At 60.4% G+C, this 23,311-nt stretch carries 22 protein-coding genes and 5 tRNA genes; 4 read left to right on the top strand and 23 right to left on the bottom strand.

What is annotated here, in order from left to right; translation table 11 throughout:
• Window positions 1–77 precede the first annotated feature (77 nt).
• The 19 genes from rpoB to K5607_RS01855 form a co-directional block, all read right to left on the bottom strand.
• Window positions 78–4,157 carry a DNA-directed RNA polymerase subunit beta gene (gene rpoB / locus K5607_RS01945; protein WP_221048043.1) on the bottom strand — a complete coding sequence of 1,360 codons (4,080 nt, stop codon included), beginning with the start codon at window positions 4,155–4,157 and terminating at the stop codon, window positions 78–80.
• Between the two features lie 269 nt (window positions 4,158–4,426).
• Window positions 4,427–4,801, bottom strand: a complete 375-nt coding sequence (rplL, locus tag K5607_RS01940; protein WP_054772952.1) for a 50S ribosomal protein L7/L12 — start codon at window positions 4,799–4,801, stop codon at window positions 4,427–4,429.
• 50 nt (window positions 4,802–4,851) lie between these two features.
• A complete protein-coding gene (gene rplJ, locus K5607_RS01935) occupies window positions 4,852–5,382 on the bottom strand; it encodes a 50S ribosomal protein L10 (RefSeq protein WP_054772953.1) in 531 nt (176 codons plus the stop codon).
• Between the two features lie 214 nt (window positions 5,383–5,596).
• Window positions 5,597–6,292: a 50S ribosomal protein L1 gene (gene rplA / locus K5607_RS01930; protein ID WP_221048042.1), complete on the bottom strand. Its 696-nt coding sequence runs from the start codon at window positions 6,290–6,292 to the stop codon at window positions 5,597–5,599.
• 1 nt (window position 6,293) lies between these two features.
• A complete protein-coding gene (rplK, locus tag K5607_RS01925) occupies window positions 6,294–6,725 on the bottom strand; it encodes a 50S ribosomal protein L11 (protein WP_054772955.1) in 432 nt (143 codons plus the stop codon).
• Between the two features lie 63 nt (window positions 6,726–6,788).
• Window positions 6,789–7,322 carry a transcription termination/antitermination protein NusG gene (gene nusG, locus K5607_RS01920; protein WP_054772956.1) on the bottom strand — a complete coding sequence of 178 codons (534 nt, stop codon included), beginning with the start codon at window positions 7,320–7,322 and terminating at the stop codon, window positions 6,789–6,791.
• Window position 7,323: 1 nt separating this feature from the next.
• Entirely contained in the window at window positions 7,324–7,707 is a 384-nt protein-coding gene (gene secE / locus K5607_RS01915; protein ID WP_054772957.1) for a preprotein translocase subunit SecE, read from the bottom strand.
• A 52-nt stretch (window positions 7,708–7,759) separates the two neighbouring features.
• Window positions 7,760–7,835 (bottom strand) — tRNA-Trp (locus K5607_RS01910).
• A gap of 31 nt (window positions 7,836–7,866) precedes the next feature.
• Window positions 7,867–9,057 (bottom strand): elongation factor Tu, encoded by a 1,191-nt coding sequence (gene tuf, locus K5607_RS01905; RefSeq protein WP_221048041.1) that lies wholly within the window; start codon window positions 9,055–9,057, stop codon window positions 7,867–7,869.
• A 50-nt stretch (window positions 9,058–9,107) separates the two neighbouring features.
• A tRNA-Thr gene (locus K5607_RS01900) sits at window positions 9,108–9,183 on the bottom strand.
• Window positions 9,184–9,216: 33 nt separating this feature from the next.
• Window positions 9,217–9,290: transfer RNA gene (locus tag K5607_RS01895), tRNA-Gly, on the bottom strand.
• 32 nt (window positions 9,291–9,322) lie between these two features.
• A tRNA-Tyr gene (locus K5607_RS01890) sits at window positions 9,323–9,407 on the bottom strand.
• A 59-nt stretch (window positions 9,408–9,466) separates the two neighbouring features.
• Window positions 9,467–10,036: an aminoacyl-tRNA hydrolase gene (pth, locus tag K5607_RS01885; RefSeq protein ID WP_054773533.1), complete on the bottom strand. Its 570-nt coding sequence runs from the start codon at window positions 10,034–10,036 to the stop codon at window positions 9,467–9,469.
• Window positions 10,037–10,051: 15 nt separating this feature from the next.
• Window positions 10,052–10,651 (bottom strand): 50S ribosomal protein L25/general stress protein Ctc, encoded by a 600-nt coding sequence (locus tag K5607_RS01880; protein WP_054773532.1) that lies wholly within the window; start codon window positions 10,649–10,651, stop codon window positions 10,052–10,054.
• A gap of 49 nt (window positions 10,652–10,700) precedes the next feature.
• Window positions 10,701–11,651 carry a ribose-phosphate diphosphokinase gene (locus tag K5607_RS01875; protein ID WP_054773534.1) on the bottom strand — a complete coding sequence of 317 codons (951 nt, stop codon included), beginning with the start codon at window positions 11,649–11,651 and terminating at the stop codon, window positions 10,701–10,703.
• A gap of 37 nt (window positions 11,652–11,688) precedes the next feature.
• Window positions 11,689–11,763: transfer RNA gene (locus tag K5607_RS01870), tRNA-Gln, on the bottom strand.
• Between the two features lie 15 nt (window positions 11,764–11,778).
• Window positions 11,779–12,654, bottom strand: coding sequence for a 4-(cytidine 5'-diphospho)-2-C-methyl-D-erythritol kinase (gene ispE, locus K5607_RS01865; protein ID WP_054773531.1), 876 nt, complete (start codon window positions 12,652–12,654; stop codon window positions 11,779–11,781).
• Window positions 12,651–13,283: a lipoprotein insertase outer membrane protein LolB gene (gene lolB, locus K5607_RS01860; protein ID WP_221048040.1), complete on the bottom strand. Its 633-nt coding sequence runs from the start codon at window positions 13,281–13,283 to the stop codon at window positions 12,651–12,653. The genes ispE and lolB overlap by 4 nt, the downstream gene beginning before the upstream one ends.
• Entirely contained in the window at window positions 13,283–15,007 is a 1,725-nt protein-coding gene (locus tag K5607_RS01855) for a tetratricopeptide repeat protein (protein WP_221048039.1), read from the bottom strand. The genes lolB and K5607_RS01855 overlap by 1 nt, the downstream gene beginning before the upstream one ends.
• Window positions 15,008–15,190: 183 nt before the next feature.
• Here K5607_RS01855 and hemA point away from each other — a divergent pair, with 183 nt between their 5' ends.
• The 3 genes from hemA to prmC are packed head-to-tail and all read left to right on the top strand — an operon-like array spanning window position 15,191 to window position 18,438.
• Window positions 15,191–16,450, top strand: a complete 1,260-nt coding sequence (gene hemA / locus K5607_RS01850; RefSeq protein ID WP_054773528.1) for a glutamyl-tRNA reductase — start codon at window positions 15,191–15,193, stop codon at window positions 16,448–16,450.
• A 4-nt stretch (window positions 16,451–16,454) separates the two neighbouring features.
• Window positions 16,455–17,537: a peptide chain release factor 1 gene (prfA, locus tag K5607_RS01845; RefSeq protein WP_221048038.1), complete on the top strand. Its 1,083-nt coding sequence runs from the start codon at window positions 16,455–16,457 to the stop codon at window positions 17,535–17,537.
• A 43-nt stretch (window positions 17,538–17,580) separates the two neighbouring features.
• Window positions 17,581–18,438 carry a peptide chain release factor N(5)-glutamine methyltransferase gene (gene prmC / locus K5607_RS01840; protein WP_221048037.1) on the top strand — a complete coding sequence of 286 codons (858 nt, stop codon included), beginning with the start codon at window positions 17,581–17,583 and terminating at the stop codon, window positions 18,436–18,438.
• Window positions 18,439–18,487: 49 nt separating this feature from the next.
• On the opposite strand, the gene K5607_RS01835 is transcribed toward prmC, so the two are convergent.
• From K5607_RS01835 to apbC, 4 genes are read right to left on the bottom strand one after another with little or no spacing between them, the layout of a single operon-like run.
• Complete coding sequence (locus tag K5607_RS01835) at window positions 18,488–18,889, bottom strand: DUF5675 family protein (protein WP_054773648.1); 402 nt, start codon at window positions 18,887–18,889, stop codon at window positions 18,488–18,490.
• A 15-nt stretch (window positions 18,890–18,904) separates the two neighbouring features.
• Window positions 18,905–20,140: a dicarboxylate/amino acid:cation symporter gene (locus K5607_RS01830; protein ID WP_054773649.1), complete on the bottom strand. Its 1,236-nt coding sequence runs from the start codon at window positions 20,138–20,140 to the stop codon at window positions 18,905–18,907.
• A gap of 26 nt (window positions 20,141–20,166) precedes the next feature.
• Complete coding sequence (gene dcd, locus K5607_RS01825) at window positions 20,167–20,733, bottom strand: dCTP deaminase (protein WP_054773650.1); 567 nt, start codon at window positions 20,731–20,733, stop codon at window positions 20,167–20,169.
• A gap of 2 nt (window positions 20,734–20,735) precedes the next feature.
• Window positions 20,736–21,827, bottom strand: a complete 1,092-nt coding sequence (gene apbC / locus K5607_RS01820; RefSeq protein ID WP_221048036.1) for an iron-sulfur cluster carrier protein ApbC — start codon at window positions 21,825–21,827, stop codon at window positions 20,736–20,738.
• 303 nt (window positions 21,828–22,130) lie between these two features.
• Between apbC and K5607_RS01815 the strand changes: the two genes are divergently transcribed.
• Window positions 22,131–23,306: an HD domain-containing phosphohydrolase gene (locus K5607_RS01815; RefSeq protein ID WP_221048035.1), complete on the top strand. Its 1,176-nt coding sequence runs from the start codon at window positions 22,131–22,133 to the stop codon at window positions 23,304–23,306.
• The last annotated feature ends 5 nt before the right edge of the window (window positions 23,307–23,311 follow it).

The raw sequence follows: 23,311 nt of genomic DNA, 5'->3' as shown, positions 1-23,311 counted from the left end.
TCTCCTAATCGGATATGCAGTCACGTGCTATTTCTGGGGGCAGCCCGGTGATGCCCGGGCTGCCGACGCTCTATTACTTATTCCTGATCCAGCTCGATATTGATGCCGAGGGAACGGATTTCCTTGATAAGCACGTTGAACGATTCGGGCATGCCCGCTTCCATGGTGTGGTTACCGTCCACGATGTTTTTGTACATCTTGGTGCGGCCGTTGACGTCGTCCGATTTCACGGTGAGCATTTCCTGCAAGGTGTACGCGGCGCCATAGGCCTCCAGCGCCCACACTTCCATTTCACCGAAGCGTTGTCCGCCGAACTGCGCCTTGCCGCCCAAGGGCTGCTGAGTCACCAAGCTGTACGGCCCCGTCGAACGGGCGTGCATCTTGTCATCCACCAAGTGGTTGAGCTTGAGCATGTACATATAGCCCACCGTGACCGGGCGCTCGAAGCGCTCGCCGGTTCGGCCGTCGTGCAGGTAGGTCTGGCCGCTTTCCGGCAAACCCGCCAGACGCAATAGCGCCTTGATGTCCTCTTCCGCGGCGCCGTCGAACACCGGAGTGCCCATGGGGACACCGCCCTTCAGGTTGGCGGCCAGTTCCAGCACCTCTTTGTCGCTCAGGGAAGCGATATCCTCGTGTCGACCGCTGCCGCTGTTGTAAACCTGTTCCAGGAATTGACGGATCTCTTGGATCTTGGCCTGGGCCTCGAGCATCTGGGTGATCTTGTGACCCAGACCGCGCGCCGCCCACCCAAGGTGGGTTTCCAGAATCTGGCCGACATTCATGCGCGACGGTACGCCGAGCGGATTCAACACGATATCCACCGGGGTGCCGTCTTCCAGATACGGCATGTCCTCTACCGGCACGATCTGAGACACCACACCCTTGTTACCGTGACGACCGGCCATCTTGTCGCCGGGCTGGATGCGCCGCTTGACCGCCAAATAGACCTTAACCATCTTCAACACGCCCGGAGGCAGGTCGTCGCCCATGGCGATTTTCTTCTTCTTGTCTTCGAAGAAGCGGTTGATGTCTTCGCGCTGCTGCTTGACCTGAGCGGAAATGGCGTCCAGCTGCTGATTCAAATCCTCGTCTTTCAAACGGATGTTGAACCATTCTTCCTGCTTGACCGTTTCCAAGCTGGCCTTGTCGATGGTGCCGCCGGCCTTGATGCCTTTCGGACCTTTCTCGGCCACTTGGCCGACCAGCATATTTTCCACGCGCTGGAAAATATCCTTTTCCAGGATGCGCAACTGGTCGTTCAAGTCCTTGCGTACGCGAGCGATTTCCGCGTCTTCAATGGCCTTGGCGCGCTCGTCTTTCTTGACGCCATCGCGGGTGAACACCTGCACGTCGATAACGGTGCCGTCCATGCCGGACGGTACGCGCAACGACGTGTCCTTCACGTCGGAGGCCTTCTCGCCGAAGATGGCGCGCAGCAGTTTCTCTTCCGGCGTCAGCTGGGTTTCGCCCTTCGGCGTGACCTTGCCGACCAGGATATCGCCCACCTTCACTTCCGCGCCGACGTAGACGATGCCGGACTCGTCCAGCTTCGCCAGGGCCGCCTCGCCCACGTTGGGAATGTCGGCGGTGATTTCCTCCGAGCCCAGCTTGGTGTCGCGAGCCACGCAGGTCTTTTCTTCGATATGGATAGTGGTAAAACGGTCGTCCTGCACCACCCGCTCGGAGATCAGGATGGAGTCTTCGAAGTTGTAGCCGTTCCAGGGCATGAAGGCCACCATCATGTTCTGGCCCAGCGCCAGCTCGCCCATGTCCGTCGAAGGCCCATCGGCCAATACGTCCCCGCGAGCGACCACGTCGCCCTTTTTCACCAGCGGACGCTGATTGATGCAGGTGTTCTGGTTGGAACGGGTGTACTTGGTCAGGTTGTAAATATCGACACCCGGAACGCCGGCCTCGGTTTCCTCGTCGTTGACGCGAACCACGATGCGACCGGCATCGACCGCCTCGATATAGCCGCCGCGCTCGGCGACCACGGTAACGCCGGAGTCCTTCGCCACGGTGCGCTCCATGCCCGTACCCACCAGCGGCTTGTCCGCACGCAGGGTCGGCACCGCTTGGCGCTGCATGTTGGAGCCCATCAAGGCGCGGTTCGCGTCGTCGTGCTCGAGGAACGGAACCAACGAAGCGGCCACGGACACGATCTGGCGGGAGGACACATCCATATACTGGATGCGGTCCGCCGTCGACAGCGTGAATTCGTCCCGGTGGCGGCAAGACACCAAGTCGTCTTTCAGGCGGCCGTTTTCGTCCACGGCAGCACCCGCCTGGGCGATCACGTACTGGCCTTCCTCGATGGCGGAGAGGAACTCGATCTGGTCCGTCACCTGGCCGTCGACGACTTTGCGATAAGGCGTCTCCAGGAAGCCGTAGTCGTTGGTGCGCGCGTAGACCGCCAACGAGTTGATAAGGCCGATATTCGGTCCTTCAGGAGTTTCGATAGGACACACGCGGCCGTAATGGGTGGCGTGCACGTCGCGCACTTCGAAACCGGCGCGTTCGCGGGCCAAACCGCCGGGACCCAGGGCCGACACGCGGCGCTTGTGGGTCACTTCCGACAGCGGGTTGTTCTGGTCCATGAACTGGGACAGCTGGCTGGAACCGAAGAACTCTTTGATCGCAGCGGCTACCGGCTTGGCGTTGATGATTTCCTGAGGCATCAAGCCTTCGGAATCGGCCAGCGTCAGACGCTCCTTCACGGCGCGTTCAACGCGAACCAGGCCGACGCGGAACTGGTTTTCGACCATTTCACCAACGGAACGCACGCGGCGATTGCCCAAGTGGTCGATATCGTCCACCGATCCGTTGCCGTTACGAATGTTGATCAGTTCTTTGAGCACATCGATGATGTCCTCTTTGGTCAACACGCCGGGGCCGGTCACTTCGTCGCGGCCCAGGCGGCGATTGAACTTCATACGACCCACCGACGACAGGTCGTAACGATCGGCGGAGAAGAACAAGCCTTCGAACAATGCCTGCGCGGCCTCCTTGGTGGGAGGTTCGCCCGGGCGCATCATGCGATAGATCTCGACCAACGCCTCCAGCTGCGTGGTGGTCGTGTCCAAGCGCATGGCGTTGGAAACGTAAGGACCGTGATCCAAGTCGTTAACGTACAACGTGTCGAACTCGGCTACGCCGGCGGCCTGCAGCTTGCGCAAGGTCTCCGGCGTGATTTCGTCGTTGACCGTCGCCACCACCTCACCGGTGGACGTATCAACCACGCTGTGCGCCAGCACCTTGCCGTACAAGTAGTCCTCGGGCACAGCGATACGCTGAACGCCGGCTTTCTCCATCTCGCGGATGTGCTTGGACGTGATGCGGCGACCTTTTTCTACGATCAACTCACCGCCCAAGCGGATGTCGAACGCCGCCATGTCGCCCCGCAGTCGCTCGGGCAACAAATCCAACCAGAACTCGTTGTTTTCGATGGTGAAGCGGTTCGTTTCGAAGAAATTCTGGATGATTTCTTCGTTGTTGTAGCCCAGGCCGCGCAACAGCACGGTCACCGGCAATTTGCGGCGACGGTCGATACGAACGTACAGGCAATCTTTGTGGTCGAATTCGAAATCCAACCAGGAACCGCGGTAAGGAATGACGCGAGCGCTGAACAACAGCTTGCCGGAGGAATGCGTTTTGCCACGATCATGGTCAAAAAACACGCCGGGAGAGCGATGCAGCTGGGACACGATGACCCGCTCGGTGCCGTTGATGACAAAGGTACCGGTGTTGGTCATGAGCGGCAACTCGCCCATGTAGACTTCCTGCTCCCGGATGTCCTTAACCACCTTGGCGCCCGCCGGCGCGTCCTTGTCGTAGATCACCAGGCGCACCAATACGCGCAGCGGCGCCGCATAAGTCGCCCCGCGCTGTTGGCATTCCTTCACGTCGAAGGTGGGCTCGCCCAACCGATAGCTCACGTATTCAAGCACAGCGTGACCCGAGTGGCTTTCCATGGGAAACACACTCTTCAAGGCGGCATGCAAACCATCGTCCGCACGCTGCTTGGGCGTCCGCTCGGCTTGCAAGAAGCGCCGATAGGAATCAATCTGCATGGCCAAGAGGTATGGGACATCCAGCACCTCCGGACGCTTGCCAAAGCTCTTGCGAATACGTTTCTTCTCGGTAAAAGAGTACGCCATAATCGGTTCCTTACCTGTTAAACATAGCTATGAATCGCCAAACCGCAGCAACCCAGGACCCAACAAATCCCCCGTCCTCGGTCGCGCAATGGCCAGTTTCTGGCCGGGGTAGCGCAGCCCCAAATTCGGAAAAAGGCAACCGGACCATCCGTTAGGTTGCCGTCGCAACGCGAACGCTAGTTCGCGCAACAACTACAAACGTTAAAAGGCCGGTAGCTTATAGCTACCAGCCTGCCACGCCACGGAGGCGCTTGTAACGAAGCAGAGATTTATTTGATCTCTACAGCAGCGCCGGCTTCGACCAGCTGCTTCTTGATGTCTTCTGCTTCTGCCTTGCTGACGCCTTCCTTAACCGGGGAGGGAACGCCTTCTACCAGGTCCTTAGCTTCTTTCAAGCCCAGGCCGGTGATGCCGCGAACAACCTTGATCACGTCAACCTTCTTCTCGCCGAAGCTGGTCATAACAACGTTGAATTCGGTCTGTTCTTCGGCGGCGGCGGCGGCCGGAGCCGCTGCAGCGGCAACAGCAACCGGAGCGGCTGCGGTAACGCCGAACTTGTCTTCCATTGCGGAAATCAGGTCGACAACTTCCAACACGGTCATGTTGGAAATCGCGTCCAGAATTTCGTCTTTCGAAATAGCCATCTGTTTGCTCCTTAGGATTCTGATTGGTTCAGCACTGCGCTGTCAGCGGTTTATGCTGCTTTTGCGTCTTTGATCGCCGCGATGGTGCGAACCATCTTGGTATGCGGCGCCACCAACGTGCGCACGAATTTCTCGATGGGCGCCTTCATCGTGCCCATGAGCATGCTGATCGCTTGGTCTCGGGTCGGCATGCTAGCCAGACGATCCAAATCGCCTGCGCCGTACAGCCTTCCGCCAAATGCCACCAGCTTGACCACCAACTTTTCATTGCCCTTTTCCTTGGTGAATTCGGACACAACGCGTGCTGCGGCGCCCGGATCCTCCATGGAGAATGCAATAATCAGCGGTCCGACCAAACCTTCACGCATGCACTCGAACTCGGTACCTTCGACGGCTCTACGAGCCAAGGTGTTTTTAATCACCCGAAGATAGACGCCCGATTTACGCGCGTTTTTACGAAGATTGGTCAGCTGCTCTACCGTCAAACCGCTGTATTCGGCAGCGACGGCAGAATAGGCTTTAGCGGCAACCTCTGAGACCTCTGCGACGACAGCTTTTTTGTCATCTAGTTTCAGAGCCACCTTTTACCCTCGTGTTTGCGTCTAGGACATTTCTGTCCCGGACATTTTCCTTTGAACGCCGGAGTCACGCGGACCCCGGCCCCTCTAAATCGGTCTCGTTACCGGCATACCGGCGCGAACGACCGTCTGCGCGGGCTTCCCGCCATTAAGCGCTCATGCGCACCCGCGGTCTTTGACGATAACCGGCGCACCGGCACCCTCAAATTTCGTGGCGTTAAGCCGAAAGACTGGACAATTCCACTACGAGGCCAGGCCCCATCGTGGTCGAAACGGTGATTTTCTTCAGGTAAACACCTTTAGAAGTCGCCGGTTTCAATTTCTTCAAATCCGCCAGCAACGACTCCAGGTTCTGCGTCAGAGCCTGAGGCTCGAAGCTTACCTTGCCGATAATGCAATGGATGATGCCTTTTTTGTCGGCGCGATAGCGTACCTGACCCGCCTTCGCATTGCGCACGGCGCCGGCGACATCGGGGCTAACCGTGCCAACTTTCGGGTTGGGCATGAGGCCGCGCGGGCCCAGAACCTGGCCGAGCTGCCCGACTACGCGCATCGCGTCGGGAGATGCGATAACCACGTCATAATTCAGGTCGCCGCCTTTCATGCTAGCGGCCAGATCGTCCATGCCAACTACATCGGCGCCGGCTTCTTTAGCCGCATCGGCCGCCGCACCCTGGGCGAATACGGCTACGCGAACGCTCTTGCCGGTGCCGTTGGGCAGCACGGTGGCGCCACGCACGGCCTGGTCCGACTTGCGAGGATCGATACCGAGATTCACGGCGACTTCCACCGACTCGACAAACTTGACGCTGGAGACTTCCTTCAACAGCGCAAAGGCATCCCCGGCGGCATACTGACGGCCCAGTTCAACCTTGGCCGCGATAGCTTTCTGACGCTTGCTCAACTTCGCCATTTTACAGCCCCTCCACGTTCAAGCCCATGCTGCGAGCGCTGCCGGCGATAGTGCGAACGGCGGCTTCCAAATCGGCTGCGGTCAAATCCGGCTGCTTCATTTTCGCAACCTCTTCCAACTGAGCCCGGGTCGCGGTGCCGACCTTGTTGCTGTGAGGGGTGGAGCTGCCTTTCGGAATGCCGGTTATTTTCTTCAGCAACACGCTGGCCGGCGGCGTCTTCGTGATAAAGGTGAAGCTTTTGTCGGTGTATACCGTAATCACCACGGGGATGGGCATGCCCTTCTCGATATTCTGCGTAGCAGCATTGAACTGCTTGCAGAATTCCATGATGTTGGCGCCTTGCTGACCCAGCGCCGGACCTACCGGCGGACTCGGATTCGCTTCACCGGCTTTCACCTGAAGCTTGACGTAAGCTTGGATTTTTTTTGCCATTGTTGACTCCTAATGGGTGGATAGCGCCTTGCGGCTCCCCTAAATACACGAAGAAAGTTCGTGTTAGACTTTTTCGACCTGTCCGAACTCCAACTCAACCGGAGTGGCACGCCCGAAAATCAGGACGGAAACTTTTAAGCGGCTTTTTTCGTAGTTGACGTCTTCAACGACCGCATTAAAGTCCTTGAAGGGGCCTTCGATGACCCGAACCACTTCGCCCGCCTCAAAAAGTATTTTTGGCCGCGGCTTGTGCGCTCCCTCTTCGACACGACTGAGAATCGCGTCCGCTTCTTTGTCAGTGATTGGAGCGGGTTTGTCGGGCGTTCCCCCGATAAAACCAAGAACCCGAGGAACGTCTTTCACCAAATGCCAGGTCGCTTCGTTCAGATCCATCTGAACCAACACGTAACCAGGATAGAATTTGCGCTCGCTCTTACGCTGTCTGCCGGAGCGCATCTCCACCACTTCCTCGGTGGGAACCAAAACCTTTCCAAAGTACTCCTCCAGCCCTGCTCGCTGAATTCGCTCTTCTAGAGATTTTTTTACTTGGTTTTCAAAATTGGAGTAAGCCTGTATGACGTACCAACGCAACGCCATATCAACCCCCTTGCCCGGTGAGCAATTGCACCCCCCACAGCAAGAACATATCCAGCAACCACAACAGCATACCTACCACGAACACCATGGCAACGACCAACAAGGTGGCCTGCATGGTTTCGCGACGAGTCGGCCATACCACTCTCGACAACTCGATGCGAGAATCGCGAGCGTACACCAAAAAACTGCGCCCGTGAGCCGTCGAAAAGCCGAACAGCGACGAGACTACTACCGCACCGAGAACACCCAGCACACGATAGAGCTGACCGTATTCGGAGAAATAATAAAATCCCGCTATACCGGCAACGATAGCCAAAACAGCAAGAACAGATTTAATGGTATCCAATGCTGTGGACTGCGTTTCAGACTGCGCTTGCGCCGTCATCGGTATAATCCGTCGTGTTATCCAGCGTTGAAAACGATGATTGGAAAATGGTTGGCAGGCCAGGAGGGAATCGAACCCCCAACCTGCGGTTTTGGAGACCGCTGCTCTACCAATTGAGCTACTGACCTTCCATTCCCAACACTTGCGCGGTATTACCGCTTATTCGATGATCTTAGAAACCACACCGGCGCCGACGGTACGGCCGCCTTCGCGCACTGCGAAACGCAAACCGTCTTCCATCGCGATCGGGGCGATGAGCTTAACCGTCACTTTGACGTTGTCGCCCGGCATTACCATTTCCACGCCTTCCGGCAGGTCGATGGCTCCGGTCACGTCGGTGGTACGGAAGTAAAACTGCGGGCGGTAGCCGTTGAAGAACGGCGTGTGACGGCCGCCTTCATCCTTCGACAGGACGTAGATTTCCGCTTCGAAGTGGGTGTGCGGCTTGATCGAGCCCGGCTTTGCCAGCACTTGGCCGCGTTCCACGTCTTCGCGCTTGGTGCCGCGCAGCAGTACGCCGACGTTGTCACCCGCTTGACCTTGGTCCAGCAGCTTGCGGAACATTTCTACGCCGGTGCAGGTGGTCTTGACGGTGTCTTTCAGACCGACGATTTCCACTTCTTCGCCTACTTTGACGATGCCGCGTTCGACACGGCCGGTCACCACGGTGCCGCGGCCAGAGATGGAGAATACGTCTTCGATCGGCATCAGGAACGGGCGGTCGATGGGACGCTCCGGTTCCGGGATGTAGCTGTCCATGGCTTCTACCAGCTTCTTGACCGCCGGCACGCCGATGTCGCTCTGGTCGCCTTCCAGCGCCTTCAGGGCGGAGCCCACGATGATGGGGGTGTCGTCGCCGGGGAAGTCGTACTTGCTCAACAAGTCGCGCACTTCCATTTCCACCAGCTCGATCAGCTCGGCGTCGTCAACCATGTCGGCCTTGTTCAGGAAGACAACGATGTAGGGCACGCCTACCTGACGAGCCAACAGGATGTGCTCGCGGGTCTGCGGCATGGGGCCGTCGGCGGCGGAGCAAACCAGGATCGCACCGTCCATCTGTGCGGCGCCGGTGATCATGTTCTTCACGTAGTCGGCGTGGCCCGGGCAGTCCACGTGCGCGTAGTGGCGGTTCGGGGACTCGTACTCCACGTGCGCCGTGGCGATCGTGATGCCGCGTGCGCGCTCTTCCGGAGCGTTGTCGATCTGGTCGTAGGCTTTGAACTCGCCGCCGTGCAATTCCGCCATGCACTTCGTCAGCGCCGCCGTCAGCGTCGTCTTGCCATGGTCAACGTGACCAATCGTGCCCACGTTTACGTGCGGCTTCTTGCGCTCGAATTTTTCTTTAGCCATCAGACCATCCCCTGTTGTTCAAACACCAAACGCTTACAAAAAACCAAAACTGGAGCCCATAACCGGATTTGAACCGGTGACCTCTTCCTTACCAAGGAAGTGCTCTACCTACTGAGCTATATGGGCCATAACCTTACAGCGGTCCCGCAAAACAAAACCTGGAGCGGGTGATGGGAATCGAACCCACGCCATCAGCTTGGAAGGCTGAGGTTCTACCATTGAACTACACCCGCATTATCCAAACAGCCGGGCCGCTTCTAAAATTTGGTGGAGGGGGGTGGATTCGAACCACCGAAGGCAGAGCCGACAGATTTACAGTCTGTTCCCTTTGGCCGCTCGGGAACCCCTCCTAAACGGTTGAGCAAGTAATTCTGCTCCAAGAGTCGTCCGCTGTCAACAGCGACTTCAATTAAATTGCATTCAGCGAATTCATGGCGCGCTGAACATCGCCTTCCAACACCCACGACAACACCGACAACGAGCGCTCAATCGCCTCGTCCAACACCTGCCGCTCCGCGAGCGGCGCCCGCTCCAACACGTACGACGCGACTCTTTCGCGCTGAACGGGCCGCCCGATACCGAGACGGAGCCGCAGAAAGTCGCCGGAAAGATGAGCCGTAATGTCTCGCAATCCGTTATGACCGCCGTGCCCACCACCCCGCTTCAGCCGCGCCACGCCAGGCACGAACTCCAACTCGTCGTGGACCACCAGCATGTCGCTCGGGTCAATGCGATAAAAGGACGCCAGCGCCCTCACCGAGAGCCCACTGCGATTCATGTACGTCATGGGCTTCAGCAGGTACACCGTGCCGCCGGACCGTCGCCACACAGCCACCATACCCTGCATAGCGGACTCTTGCACGAACGACAGCCCTTCCCTAGCCGCTAACAGATCCAAAAACCGAAACCCGGCATTATGCCGGGTTTCTGCGTACTGCGTAGTCGGATTACCCAATCCGACGATCAGCCTAAGCCCCAAAACGGAGGACCCAAATCAGGCCGATTCGGACTCCGATCCCGGCGTATGCTGAATCACCACCACAGGATGATCATGCTCAGCCCCGTGAGTCAAAGCCACGATCTGCACGCCACCCGGAACTTTCAAATCCGACAAATGAACGATTTCGCCCAGCCCAACCTTGGCCAAGTCCACCTCAATCGCCTCCGGCAACTGGTGCGGCAGACAGACGACTTCCACGTCCACCATGCTATGGGTAACCACGCCGCCCTTCTTAACGCCCACCGAGGTGCTTTCGTTAATGAAATGCAACGGAACACGCACGTGCACCCTATCGCTCGCGCTCACGCGCTGGAAATCGATATGCGTCACCATCGGCTTGGCGGGATGGCGCTGCATCGCCTTCAAAATAGCGGTCTCTTCCTTACCATCCACTCGCACGGTCAAAATGTGCGAATAAACCGCATCATTCTCGAGATGCTTCAAAACCTTGTTGTGATCCAGCGATACATGCAGCGGATCCGCATGACCACCGTAAATCACAGCCGGAACCCTGTTGGTCCGACGCAGGCGACGCGCATCGCCTTTACCCCGCCCCGAACGGTTTTCCGCTTCGAACACAAAACTGCTGGTCATGACACTGTCTCCACTTGAATTTGTTAACTTTTACGCCCGCGCGGCCCAATCAATCCACGTACATGGAGCTGACGGATTCACCAAAGGCAATACGCCGAATGGTTTCCGCCAACATCTCCGCCACGCTCAACTGGCGGATTTTCGGACAGGCCGCCGCCTCGGCCCGTAACGGTATGGTGTCGGTCACGACCAACTCGTCCAGCATGGAGTTACCCACATTTTCCAAAGCCGCGCCGGACAACACCGGATGGGTACAATAGGCCACAACCTTCAGAGCCCCATGCTCCTTCAACGCCTTCGCGGCTTTGCACAAAGTACCGGCGGTATCCACCAAATCGTCCACCAACAAGCAGGTCCGCCCCTCGACATCGCCGATGATGTTCATCACCTTAGCTTCGTTGGGACGCGGACGGCGCTTGTCGATAATCGCCAAATCGGCATCATCCAAGCGCTTCGCCAACGCCCTAGCGCGAACCACGCCACCGACGTCGGGCGACACCACAATCAAGTCCTGGTACTGCTGACGCCAAATGTCGCCCAAGAGAATAGGCGAGGCGTACACGTTATCGACCGGGATATCAAAAAACCCTTGAATCTGGTCAGCATGCAAATCCACGGTCAACGCACGATCAACCCCGGCGCAATCAATCATGTTGGCGACCAGCTTTGCCGTAATCGGCACCCGCGAAGAACGGGTGCGACGGTCCTGCCGAGCGTAACCGAAGTAAGGAATTACCGCCGTGACGCTAGCAGCCGAAGAGCGGCGCAACGCGTCAGTCATCACCAATAACTCCATCAGGTGCTCATTGGCGGGCGCACAAGTGGGCTGGATCACGAAAACCTCGCGACCGCGCACATTCTCCTCGATCTCAACGAACAGCTCGTCGTCGCTGAAACGGCCGATGGTGGACATCCCCAGACGCATATTCAGCTTCTGGACCACACCTTCCGCCAAGGGTCGATTGGCGTTACCGGTAAACACCATGAACGACGCGTCCATCGACTCCCTCAAACCACAAAATTTATTCGAAAAAAGATGGCTGGGGCGCCAGGATTCGAACCTGGGTATGCGGGGATCAAAACCCCGTGCCTTACCGCTTGGCGACGCCCCAGTAAAAAATCAATACCTAAACTTCCAGCCCCTGTCTCTCGCTCAGCCGAGCCAACAAAGGCGAGCGATTAAGCCCTTTTGTAACCCACAAGCGCCACCGGCCGCGCAACGCGCGAGCCGCCTCCTCGGCGACTGACTCGCTCCCGAAGGCCGCAAATACGCATGCCCCGGTCCCGGTCAGCTTGGCGCCCTCCGAAAACGCCCCCAGCTCATCCAGCGCAGCCTTAACCGGCGGATACATCTGGGAAACGATTTCCAGGCAGTCGTTACCTTGCCAAAGCGCTGGAAAGTCCTCTATTTTGATGGGAACACGATTACGTGTCAAATTCGGCGCAGAAAATACTTTACCGGTGGCCACATGGCAATCCGGCGCCATCACCACAAACCACGGCTCGGGCAGGTTCATAGGGGTCAAAACCTCGCCGACACCTTCCGCCCACGCGGCCACCCCATTAACAAAAACCGGAACGTCCGCCCCCAACCCCAATCCCAAGGCCTGCAAGCGCCCCGCATCCAAGCCAAGCCCCCAAAGATGGTTCAGCGCAACCAATGTCGTGGCGGCGTCGGAGCTTCCGCCCCCCAAACCACCCCCCATAGGCAAACGCTTGTCGACGGAAATCGTCACCCCCTTGCCGCAACCGGTTTCCGCCTGCAACAGACGCGCCGCCCGCACGGTCAAATCCTCTTCGGCCGGCACGCCCGGCAGCGGATTAGCCAACGCTACCGCGCCATGGTCGTTTACGTCGAACGACAACCAATCACACAAATCGATGAACTGAAAAACCGTCTGCAGCAAGTGGTAGCCGTCAGGTCTTTGTCCAACGATGCGCAACATCAAATTCAATTTGCCCGGCGCAGGCCATGCCGCCCCGTTTCCGCCCACGACGCTCACCCGTCAAACCTCCAACGATCAACAATCAGTTTCAACACCACGCCACGCCCCTGGATGACCATTTTTCGCGGCGCCGTCCATTGCCCCTCCTGCATAAAGCCGTCGTAACGCAAGGACCAGCCGGCCTGATCGAAATCGGCGGAGACGTCCGCGCCCCCGGAAGAACGTCGAGGAGTAAACGCCTGATCCGGCGCGGGCAGGGCCAATACCCAGTGGCGCAGCGCCTCCAACGGCACGGCGAACCCCAAACGTTCGCGCAACAAAGCTTCAGGGTCGCCCGACTCGGCCCTATCGCCGTCAGCGGACTCGAAAGAAATGAAATTTTTACTGTAGCGGATAGTGGCCGCGCGCTGCGCGAAGGGGCCATTCAAATCCATGCGATCCTCGGACGCCCCGTGCCGCCACTCCAAATTGGCGCTCCAGGCGTCTTCCGGCGTACGCACCGCGATACGCCCCTCCATGACCCACCCCGACACCGCACGAAGCCGCTCCCGCTCGGCGCCGCCAGGCATAACGGCGTCAGGCTGCCATAGCCACGAACAACCGGACAGCCCAACCAGCAGCGCCGCCAGAATGAATGAGCGCGACAGCGCCCACCGCCGGATTCGAAAAACGGCGGCCGAACGCATCACTCAAAGGCTTCCTTGAACTGCTCCATCACCCGCCGTATGTACTCGTTGTCCGGCGCCCGCTTGGCGGCTTTGCGCCACACCGATTTAGCCTCCGCCCGCTCCCCAGCTATCCACAACACTTCCCCCAAATGGGCAGCGATTTCCACATCCGGATTGCGAGCATAAGCGCGGCGCAAATAGTCTACGGCGACGTCATAATTGCCCAGCCGGTACTGCAACCAGCCGTAGCTATCCAGGATAGCCGGATCCTCCGGCTTCAACTCCACGGCACGGGCCAACAGGCGCTGCGCCTCGCTATACCGGTTAGTCTTGTCGGCCAAGGTATACCCCAAGGCGTTTAGGGCATTCGCATCGTCAGGATTCTGCTTGAGAATCTCATTCAAGTCCTGCTCCAACACCTCCAGGCGATCCAAGCGCTCCGCCACCAAGGAGCGGGTATACAACAACTCCGGCCGCTGCGGCATCGCCTGCAATGCCTCGGTCAACACGTCAAACGCGGCGGCGTAATCGTTGTCGCGGGTCAGCAATTCCGCTTCCATGAGATAGAAGCGCAGCGCCTCCTGAGGAAACTGCTTGCGCAAATGGCGCAATTTTTCCACCGCCTCGCCGCCACGGTTCAGCGCAACCAAAGACGACACCGCATTGGTCTGCGCCTCCAGCGCCAGCGCCCCTCCGCTCACCTGCTCGAACCAATCCAAGGCAGCCTCGTATTGCTTGCGCCGACTTTCAAGCAGGCCCAGGTAATACGCCGCCTGGGCCGACCAACGCGACCCTTCGGCCAAGCGCATCAAGGTCTTGCGGGCGGCGTCGTCGCGGTGCTGCTGCAAAAGCGCCATGGACAATCCAAAGGCCGCGTCCTCGTGGTCGGGCTCCTGGCGCAGGATGCGCCGGAACTGCTGTTCTGCGGCCTTGGGGTTTTCTTCCCGCATCAACTGTTCGGCCAACACCAAGCGCAAGTGGGTGCTGCCCGGCTCAACCTTCAGCGCCTGCTCCAGAATCGCCTTGGCGCTCGCTCCGTCGCCGGCCCGCGCCGCCAACTGAGCCTGCAATATGCGTCCGCGCCCCCAATCCGGATGTAAACGCAGCGCCTTATCCACCTCTCTCCGCGCCAACGCCACTTCGCCCTGCTCCATGGCCAACAGCGAATAGGCGTAATGAACCTCGGCGCGCTGCGGGAATCGCTCCGCCAATTGCTCCATCAAACGCATGGCGTCCGCCTTGGATAGCTCCTGGCCGATCAACCGCACCAATTCCACCAGGGTGTTTTCCGCGTCCGCATCAGCCCGCTGCAGGATCACGCCCAGCTGATTCAAAGCCTCGTCCTGGCGTCCGCTCTTCAGCAACAACATGGCGACGATTTTGCGTGCGGCCAAATTCTCCGGGTCTCGCTCCAGCCACAAATTGGCCGCATCCAGCGCCTTGTCGGTCTGCTTGGCGTACAAGGCAATCTGGGTGGCCCGCTCGGCCAAACGCGCGTCGGACGAGTCCCGCGCGGCCTTCATATAAGACTCCAGCGCCTCGCCAAACTGCCCTTTCTGGCCCGCCACTTCCCCCGCCAACAACTGGTACATCGTATCGGCCCGTCGCGCCTCCTCGCTCGACATGGGACTACCGATCCGTTCATCCGGCTGCAAGCCGCCCTTGAGCGCGGTAGCGCACCCGACGGACAAAACCGCCAAGCCAACCAGCGCCAGCAAGTACACAACGATGCGAGTCAACACCTAGGAAAATCCGTTATAAGGTAAGGAATGAATGACAACACTATACCGAAATTGGCAACATAAAACGCCGACACCGTCAGAGTTCGATACCGCTTCCGCCCAGGCGGCACCCTGTCGACGGATTTGGAGTAGCCTTCGCTTTTCCTTAGAATTATATCCTGCCTACTTGGCATTTCCCGATAAATGGCAATACTCACACTCGGCATCAACCATACGACAGCTCCCGTTGCCATCCGCGAACGCCTGGCGTTCCCCACGGACGGGCTCAAGGACGCACTGCTCGACTTAGTGCGCAACGTGAAGGTAGAGGAAGCGGCCATCCTCTCCACCTGCAACCGCACCGAACTGTATTGCGGCGCGGACACGGCTACCCCGCAACACCTCATCGACTGGCTGGCGACGCATCATGGACTGCCTCGGGACGAATTCGTTCCCCATCTGTACACCCACACCGACAGCGGCACCATCCGCCACATGTTCCGCGTCGCCTGCGGCCTGGACTCGCTGGTCCTGGGCGAGCCGCAGATTCTCGGCCAAATCAAGCAAGCCTATCAATCCGCCAGCGAAGCCGGCACCCTGGGCAAGCACCTGGGCAAGTTGTTTCAATACACCTTCGCCGCCGCCAAGAAAGTCCGCACCGACACCGCCATCGGCTCCAGCCCGGTGTCCGTCGCCTTCGCCGCCGTGCGGCTGGCGCAAAGAATTTTCGACGACCTGGGCCAGCAAACCGCGCTGCTCGTCGGCGCAGGCGAAACCATCGAACTCACCGCTCGCCACCTGCACGAACAAGGCATCGGCGAACTGATCATCGCCAACCGCACCTACGACAAGGCCCACGCCCTGGCCGCCCAGTTCAACGGCTTCGCTATTTCCCTATCGGAACTGCCCCGCCACCTGGCCCGCGCCGACATCCTGGTGTCGTCCACCGCCAGCCAACTGCCCATCCTCGGCAAAGGCAGCGTGGAATCCGCCATCAAAGCCCGCCGCCATAAGCCCATGCTGCTGGTAGACCTAGCCGTGCCGCGCGACATCGAGCAGGAAGTGGAGCAACTGGCCGACGTCTACCTGTACACCATCGACGATCTGCGCAACGTCATCGAGGAGGGCCTCAAGTCCCGCCGCGAAGCGGCGCACCAGGCGGAAGAAATCATCGACAGCGAGGTGGAGCACTTCCTCGCCTGGTTGCGCGCCCAAGGCGCCACCGACACCATCCGCGACTTCCGTCTGCAAGCCGAATCCGCGCGCGACGAAGCGCTGGAGCGCGCCCTGCAAAGCCTGAAAAACGGCACGGCGCCGGAACAGGCCCTGCAATGGCTGGCGCATACGCTCACCAACAAGATCATCCACACCCCCAGCGCGCAACTGCGCCTGGCCGGCGAAACGGAGCGGCACGACCTCATCGCCGCCGCCCGCGAACTGTTCAAACTGCAAGGCAATCCCTGACCCCGTGAACCCGTCCATCCTGTCCAAACTGGAAAGCCTCGTGCAACGCTTCGAGGAAATCACCGCGCTGATGGCCGAACCCAGCGTGCAAAACGACCAAAACCGCTTCCGTGCCCTGGGCAAGGAATACGCCCAGCTGGAACCGGTCGTGCAGTGCTTCCGCCAATACCAGAGCGTGCTGGACGATCAGGAATACGCCCAATCGCTGCTGCAGGACGGCGATCCCGACGTGCGCGCCATGGCTCGCGACGAGCTGGAAGAGTTCAAGGACCGCCAGGAGCAGCTGGAAAAGGACCTGCAGATCCTGCTGCTGCCCAAGGATCCCAACGACGACAAGAACACTTATTTGGAAATCCGCGCCGGCACCGGCGGCGCCGAAGCCGCCCTGTTCGCCGCCGACCTGTACCGCATGTACATGCGCTATGCCGAGCGGCGCGGCTGGAAGACCGAGCTGATGAACGAAAGCGAAAGCGAGCTGGGCGGCTACAAGGAAGTCGTCGTGCGCGTCGCCGGCGACGACGTCTACTCGCGCCTCAAATTCGAATCCGGCGCCCACCGCGTGCAGCGCGTGCCCGCCACCGAAACCCAGGGCCGCATCCACACCTCCGCCTGCACCGTGGCCGTGCTGCCGGAAGTGGAAGACGTGGAAGTGGACATCAACCCGGCCGACCTGAAAGTCGACACCTACCGCGCCTCCGGCGCCGGCGGCCAGCACGTCAACCGCACCGAGTCCGCCATCCGCATCACCCACATCCCCACCGGCACCGTGGTGGAATGCCAGGACGAGCGCTCCCAACACAAGAACCGCGCCCGCGCCATGAGCCTGCTGCAAGCCCGCATCCTCTCCGCCCAGCAGGAAAAGCAGGACGCGGAAGTGGCCGCCAACCGCAAACTGCAAGTGGGCAGCGGCGACCGCTCCGAACGCATCCGCACCTACAACTTCCCGCAAGGCCGCCTCACCGACCACCGCATCAACCTGACCCTGTACAAGCTGGACGACATCATGGAAGGCAACCTGGACCCGGTGATCGATCCCTTGATCCAGGAACACCAGGCGGAGTTGTTGACGCAGTTGGCGGGGGAATGAGCTTGATGACGGAGCGGTCTTGCCATTCCGCCCTTGGCGGCCGATGAGCGCTCAGCCCGTCATCAAAACGCTGTTGTTCGAAGCCTCCGAAAGGCTGGCGCCAACCTCCGATTCACCCCGCGCCGATGCGGAAATCCTGCTGGCGCACGTGCTGGGCAAGGGCCGCACCTACCTGTTCGCCTGGCCGGAAAAACAACTGGAGCCGGAGCAGGAAAGCCTGTTTCTCGACCTTATCGCCCGCCGCCAGACCGGCGAACCCATCGCCTATCTCACCGGCACGCGCGAGTTCTGGTCGCGGGAGTTTTTAATAACTCCGGACGTGCTGATACCGCGGCCGGAAACGGAGCTGCTGGTGGAACTGGCGCTGGATCGCATCCCGCAGGACCAAGCTTGCGTGGTGGCCGACCTGGGCGCCGGCAGCGGCGCCATCGCCGTCACCGTGGCCCTGGAACGGCCCAAGGCCAGGGTGTGGGCCAGCGACATCAGTGGAGCGGCGCTGGCGGTGGCGAAGGCTAACGCCGAGCGGCAGGGCGCGCGCAACGTGGAATTCGTCCTGAGCGACTGGCTGGACGGCTTGCCGCCGCTGCCATACGACCTGATCGTCAGCAACCCGCCTTACATCGCCGAGCACGACCCGCACCTGGCCGAGGGCGATTTGCGCTTCGAACCAACCGGCGCCTTGGCCTCAGGGCCGGACGGCCTGGACGCCATCCGCCGCATCGCCGCCGATGCGCGCGGTCGCCTCAAGCCGGGCGGGGCGCTGCTGTTGGAGCACGGCTACGATCAAGCCGAAGCGGTGCAAGCGCTGCTGTGCGGCCTCGGCTATCGGGATGTGGCCTCGCACCGGGATTTGTTGGGCCATGGGCGAGTGACCCTGGGGTTGCTGCCGCCCTCTCCCTAGCCCTCTCCCGCCAGCGGGAGAGGGGACCGAATTGCGGACAATCCGCCGCTTAAGCCGCAACGATATCGATATGCACGGCTTGGCCGGCCGCCAAGGCCGCTTGCAGCTTGGGAAACAGCTCGGCAAACGCGGCGCGGCTTGCACCGATGTAATTCTCGGCCTTGCTCTGCCCCACCAGGATGCAGCCTTCCGTGTCCTTGGCGGTATTGCCGGTGTGGATACGAATGCCGTCGAAATCGGGCACATCCAGCAGCAAAGGCAGATCGCGCTGGAAGCGCTGGGAAAAATTGACGATGACCTGATAGCGGCCGGCGGGAATGGCGGTCCGGCCTTGGATCTTCAGCGGCCGCACCACGGGCTCCAGCGTGTAGCACTGAAATTGCCCATCCACGTATAACTCGCCGACGGTGCTTGCGTCGGTGCCAGTCTTGCGCAACAGCCTCAACTCCATGACGACCTCCGGCTTCTAAGGTTCGGGCGGATTATGGAACGCGCCTTCCCATTTCGCCACCACCACCGTCGCCACCGCGTTGCCGATGAGATTGGTGATGGCGCGAGCTTCCGACATGAAGCGATCGACGCCCAGCAACAGGGCAAGGCCAGCCACCGGCACCGTGCCGGTGGAGGACAAAGTGGCCGCCAGCACGATGAAGCCGCCGCCGGTCACCGCCGCCGCGCCTTTGGAAGTGAGCATCAACACCGCCAGCAGGGCCAGCTGCTGGGCCAGGTCCAGCGGCGTGTTGGTGGCCTGGGCGATGAACAGCGCCGCCATGGTCAGGTAAATGGACGTGCCGTCCAGGTTGAAGGAATAGCCGGTGGGCACCACCAGCCCCACCACCTCGCGCCGGCAGCCGAAGCTCTCCAGCTTGGCCATCAAGCGCGGCAGAGCCGATTCCGAGGAGGAAGTGCCCAGCACGATGAGGATTTCCTCCTGAATGTGCGCGAGCAGTCGCCACAGGCTGAAGCCGTGCAAGCGGGCAATGGTACCCAGCACCAGCGCCACGAACAGGATGCAGGTGAGGTAAACCGACGCCATCAGCTTGCCCAGGGACAACACCGCCGCCAGGCCGTATTTGCCGATGGTGAAGGCCATGGCGCCGAATGCGCCGGCGGGCGCCAGCCGCATGATCATGCCCACCACGCCGAACAAGGCGTCGTTGGCCTGCTCCAGCCACTGCACCACCGCCGCGCCGCGCTCCTGCATGCCGGCCAGGGCCAAGCCGAACAGCACGGCGAACAGCAGCACCTGGAGGATTTCGCCCTTGGCGAAAGCGTCCACCACGCTGGACGGAATGATGTTAAGCAGGAATTCCACCGCATCCAGCGACTTGGCGCCGCTGGCGTAGCCGGCGACGGACGCCGCGTCCAGGCTGGCCGGATCGGCATTGAGTCCGGCGCCGGGCCTGACGACGTTGACCACCAGCAAGCCGATGCCCAACGCCAGGGTGGAAACCAATTCGAAATATAACAATGCCTTGGCGCCGACCCGCCCCACGCCGCGCACTTCGCCGACGCGGGCGATGCCCACCGCCACCGTGGCGAAGATGATGGGGCCGATGAGCATCTTCACCAGCTTGACGAAGGCGTCGCCCAAGGGCTTAAGCTTGACGGCCGCCTCCGGCCATAGACAGCCCAGCGACACGCCCAGCGCCACCGCCAGCAGCACTTGCAGGTACAGCTGGCCGCAGAGTTTTTTCAGCATGGGCGGGGCTTGGGCGAAAGCGCGGGCTACGCCTTCGGCAGGGTGACGCCGGTCTGCCCCTGGTATTTGCCGCCGCGGTCGCGGTAGGAGGTTTCGCACACCTCGTCGGCGCCGATAAACAGCACCTGGGCCACGCCCTCGTTGGCGTAGATCTTGGCCGGCAAGTTGGTGGTGTTGGAAAACTCCAGGGTCACGTGGCCTTCCCATTCCGGCTCCAGCGGCGTGACGTTGACGATGATGCCGCATCTCGCATAGGTGGACTTGCCCAGGCAGATGGTGAGCACGTCGCGGGGAATGCGGAAATATTCCACCGTGCGCGCCAGGGCGAAGGAGTTGGGCGGGATGATGCACACGTCGGACTTCACGTCGACGAAGCTGCTTTCGTCGAAGTTCTTCGGGTCGACGATGGCGGAATTGATGTTGGTGAATATTTTGAATTCGTCCGAACAGCGCACGTCGTAGCCGTAGCTGGAGGTGCCGAAGGAAATCACCCTGCCCTGCTCGGCGTTGCGCACCTGCTGCGGCTCGAACGGCGCGATCATGCCGTGTTCCTGCGCCATGCGGCGAATCCAGCGATCCGATTTGATGCCCATAATCAATTGTTCTCTACGATAATCGTGGGGAAGCGCGCGCTGAAATCCTTGGCGCGCATGGCGAGACGGCCGGCGGTTTTGCGGGCGATTTCCCGGTACATCTGCGCCGCCGCGCCGTCCGGCTCGGCCACCACGGTGGGGTGGCCGCCGTCGGCGTTTTCGCGGATTTTTACGTCCAAAGGCAACGCGCCCAACAATTCCACGCCGTATTTATGGGCCATTTTCTCGCCGCCGCCGGCGCCGAAAATGTGTTCGGCGTGGCCGCAGTGGGAGCAGATGTGTACGCTCATGTTCTCCACCACGCCCAGCACCGCCACTTCCACCTTCTCGAACATTTTCAGGCCTTTCTGCGCGTCCAGCAAAGCGATGTCCTGGGGCGTTGTGACGATGAGGGCGCCGCTGACGGGAATCTGCTGGCACAGGGTCAGCTGGATGTCGCCGGTGCCGGGCGGCAAGTCGATGACCAGGTAATCCAGCTCGCCCCACAGGGTATTGTTGAGCAGCTGCTGCAAGGCGCCGGTCACCATCGGCCCGCGCCAGATCATGGGGGTATCTTCGTCGATCAGCAGGCCGATGGAGTTGGCCTTGATGCCGAAAGCCTCCTTGGGCAGCATGTTCTTGCCGTCGGGACTTTCCAGCGTGCCGGACAAGCCCAGCATCTGCGGCTGGCTGGGACCGTAGATGTCGGCATCCAGCATGCCCACTCGCGCCCCTTCGGCGGCCAGGGCCAGGGCCAAGTTGACCGCGGTGGTGCTCTTGCCCACCCCGCCCTTGCCGGAAGCGACCGCAATGATGTTTTTCACCCCTTGCAAAGGCTTGAGGTTTTTCTGCACGGCGTGGGAAACGATTTTTGTCTCCACCTTCAGCTCCACCGCCGTCGCGCCGGTGGCGGCGGCAATCTTATCGCGCAGCTCGGTGGCCAACCGCTCGCGATAACCAGCGGCGGGATACCCCAGCACCAGGTGGATGGACACTTTGCCGTCGTCGACGGCGATGCCTTTCACCGCCTTGGACGCCATCAAGTCCTGGCCGGTGTAAGGGTCGATATGGGCTTGCAGTACGGTTTCGATGTCGGTTTGGCTAATCTGGCTCATGGCGGTTGCTCGGTTAATTCCCGAGGATTTTACCCGATAATGCGGAACGGTAGCGGGCGGGCCGGCGATGCCGCGAGTCGTTGCTATACTCCATTCCGCCTTTTCCAGCGCATCTCCGGCTCCGGCGGCATAACGGAAACCAGCAACCTTGGCAAGAACACGGCGTTTAGATCGTCCAAGCATTTTATAATCGCCGCTGCCAACGGCCGGCCGCCAATGCGGAAACGGGCCGTTTGAGCGCGAAAACGCTGGGGCTTCCGCCAGCGCTTCGCTACCCCCATCCTCGATAACAGGCGAAAAAACATGTGGTCCAGCGGTGAAATGCAAACGGACGGCCCAAACTCCAACGTCCCGCAAGAGATCATCGACGACTTCATGGTGGAATTCCACGAAGTCCACCAACAATGCGAAGAAACGCTGATGGAGTTGGAACGCCAACCGGACAATCCGGAACTGATGCGTTCCCTGTTCCGTTTCGTGCATACGGTGAAGGGCAATTTGTCCTACGTGCAGATGTACGACTTCATGCCGCTGCTGCAAAGCGTGGAAGACGTTCTGGATGAAATCCGCAACGGCCGCATGAGCTTCGACGACGCGCTGAGCGACGTCATCCTGCTGGCGCTGGACGCCACCCAGCGGCTGGTGAACGCGCGGGTGGAAAATACGCCGCCGCCCATGTCGACCGCGCGCTTCGACGAAATCTGCAAAACCATACGCGGCATCGTCGATCACCGCGCCGGCCCCGCCCGCGACAGCAGCACCCAGCGGGCCATCCGTCTCCTGGACCCGGATACCGGACTTTGCGACACGCCGACCGCGCCCGCGGAAACCGCGCAAGCGACCCTGGCGGGGGGAGTCGAGGGCATCTTGGCGAAATACGGCGTGGCGCTGGACGACGACCTGGCGTTTTTCCGCGGCCTGATCGTGCCCTTGGAAATCCGCTCCATCTATTGGGTCGGGCGCACCGAGCGCCTGCTGGCGCTGGCTTTAGCCATGAACGATCAGGCCGGGTGTCCGGTCGACCCGGCGCAGTTGGCCGTGGCGGTATTCATGCACGATATCGGCATGGCGTTTTTGCCCGTGGAAATTCTCCACAAGCGCGACCCCTATACGGAAGAAGAGCGCTGGCTGCTGCATTCCCATCCGTTGGTGGGGGTGGAGCTGCTGGGCCGCATGCCGCGCTGGCGCCCCGCCTCGGACATGGTCTTCCAACACCACGAGCGCAGCGACGGCAGCGGTTATCCGCAAGGGCTCGGGGACGAGGAGATTTGCGATGGCGCCAAAATACTCGGCATCGTCGAATCGTTCGACGCCAGAACCCAGGAACGCGCTCACCGCACCTTAACCAAACGCCCCTTCATCCGCGCCGTGCTGGAAATCAACAATTGCTCGGGGCAATTGTTTTCGGAGCGCTGGGTTCAGGTGTTCAACGACACCGTACGCACCCTGCACGGGCCGAAAGAGGAAACCCTGCACTGAGCCCG

This window comes from Methylogaea oryzae (assembly GCF_019669985.1).
Classification (GTDB): Bacteria; Pseudomonadota; Gammaproteobacteria; order Methylococcales; family Methylococcaceae; genus Methylogaea; species Methylogaea oryzae.
The sequence above is the reverse complement of the archived record's forward strand: the minus strand, read 5'-3'. Positions and strand labels throughout refer to the sequence as shown.

Coding starts and splice junctions, on each gene's coding strand:
- lolB (WP_221048040.1), bottom strand. CDS start 13,283: ATGCGTTCGGCCGCCGTTTTTCGAATCCGGCGGTGGGCGCTGTCGCGC.
- K5607_RS01875 (WP_054773534.1), bottom strand. CDS start 11,651: ATGGACGCGTCGTTCATGGTGTTTACCGGTAACGCCAATCGACCCTTG.
- apbC (WP_221048036.1), bottom strand. CDS start 21,827: ATGAGCCAGATTAGCCAAACCGACATCGAAACCGTACTGCAAGCCCAT.
- rpoB (WP_221048043.1), bottom strand. CDS start 4,157: ATGGCGTACTCTTTTACCGAGAAGAAACGTATTCGCAAGAGCTTTGGC.
- hemA (WP_054773528.1), top strand. CDS start 15,191: ATGGCAATACTCACACTCGGCATCAACCATACGACAGCTCCCGTTGCC.
- K5607_RS01815 (WP_221048035.1), top strand. CDS start 22,131: ATGTGGTCCAGCGGTGAAATGCAAACGGACGGCCCAAACTCCAACGTC.
- rplL (WP_054772952.1), bottom strand. CDS start 4,801: ATGGCTATTTCGAAAGACGAAATTCTGGACGCGATTTCCAACATGACC.
- tuf (WP_221048041.1), bottom strand. CDS start 9,057: ATGGCTAAAGAAAAATTCGAGCGCAAGAAGCCGCACGTAAACGTGGGC.
- K5607_RS01830 (WP_054773649.1), bottom strand. CDS start 20,140: ATGCTGAAAAAACTCTGCGGCCAGCTGTACCTGCAAGTGCTGCTGGCG.
- K5607_RS01835 (WP_054773648.1), bottom strand. CDS start 18,889: ATGGAGTTGAGGCTGTTGCGCAAGACTGGCACCGACGCAAGCACCGTC.
- secE (WP_054772957.1), bottom strand. CDS start 7,707: ATGACGGCGCAAGCGCAGTCTGAAACGCAGTCCACAGCATTGGATACC.
- dcd (WP_054773650.1), bottom strand. CDS start 20,733: ATGGGCATCAAATCGGATCGCTGGATTCGCCGCATGGCGCAGGAACAC.
- rplK (WP_054772955.1), bottom strand. CDS start 6,725: ATGGCAAAAAAAATCCAAGCTTACGTCAAGCTTCAGGTGAAAGCCGGT.
- rplA (WP_221048042.1), bottom strand. CDS start 6,292: ATGGCGAAGTTGAGCAAGCGTCAGAAAGCTATCGCGGCCAAGGTTGAA.
- prmC (WP_221048037.1), top strand. CDS start 17,581: ATGAGCGCTCAGCCCGTCATCAAAACGCTGTTGTTCGAAGCCTCCGAA.
- K5607_RS01880 (WP_054773532.1), bottom strand. CDS start 10,651: ATGACCAGCAGTTTTGTGTTCGAAGCGGAAAACCGTTCGGGGCGGGGT.
- nusG (WP_054772956.1), bottom strand. CDS start 7,322: ATGGCGTTGCGTTGGTACGTCATACAGGCTTACTCCAATTTTGAAAAC.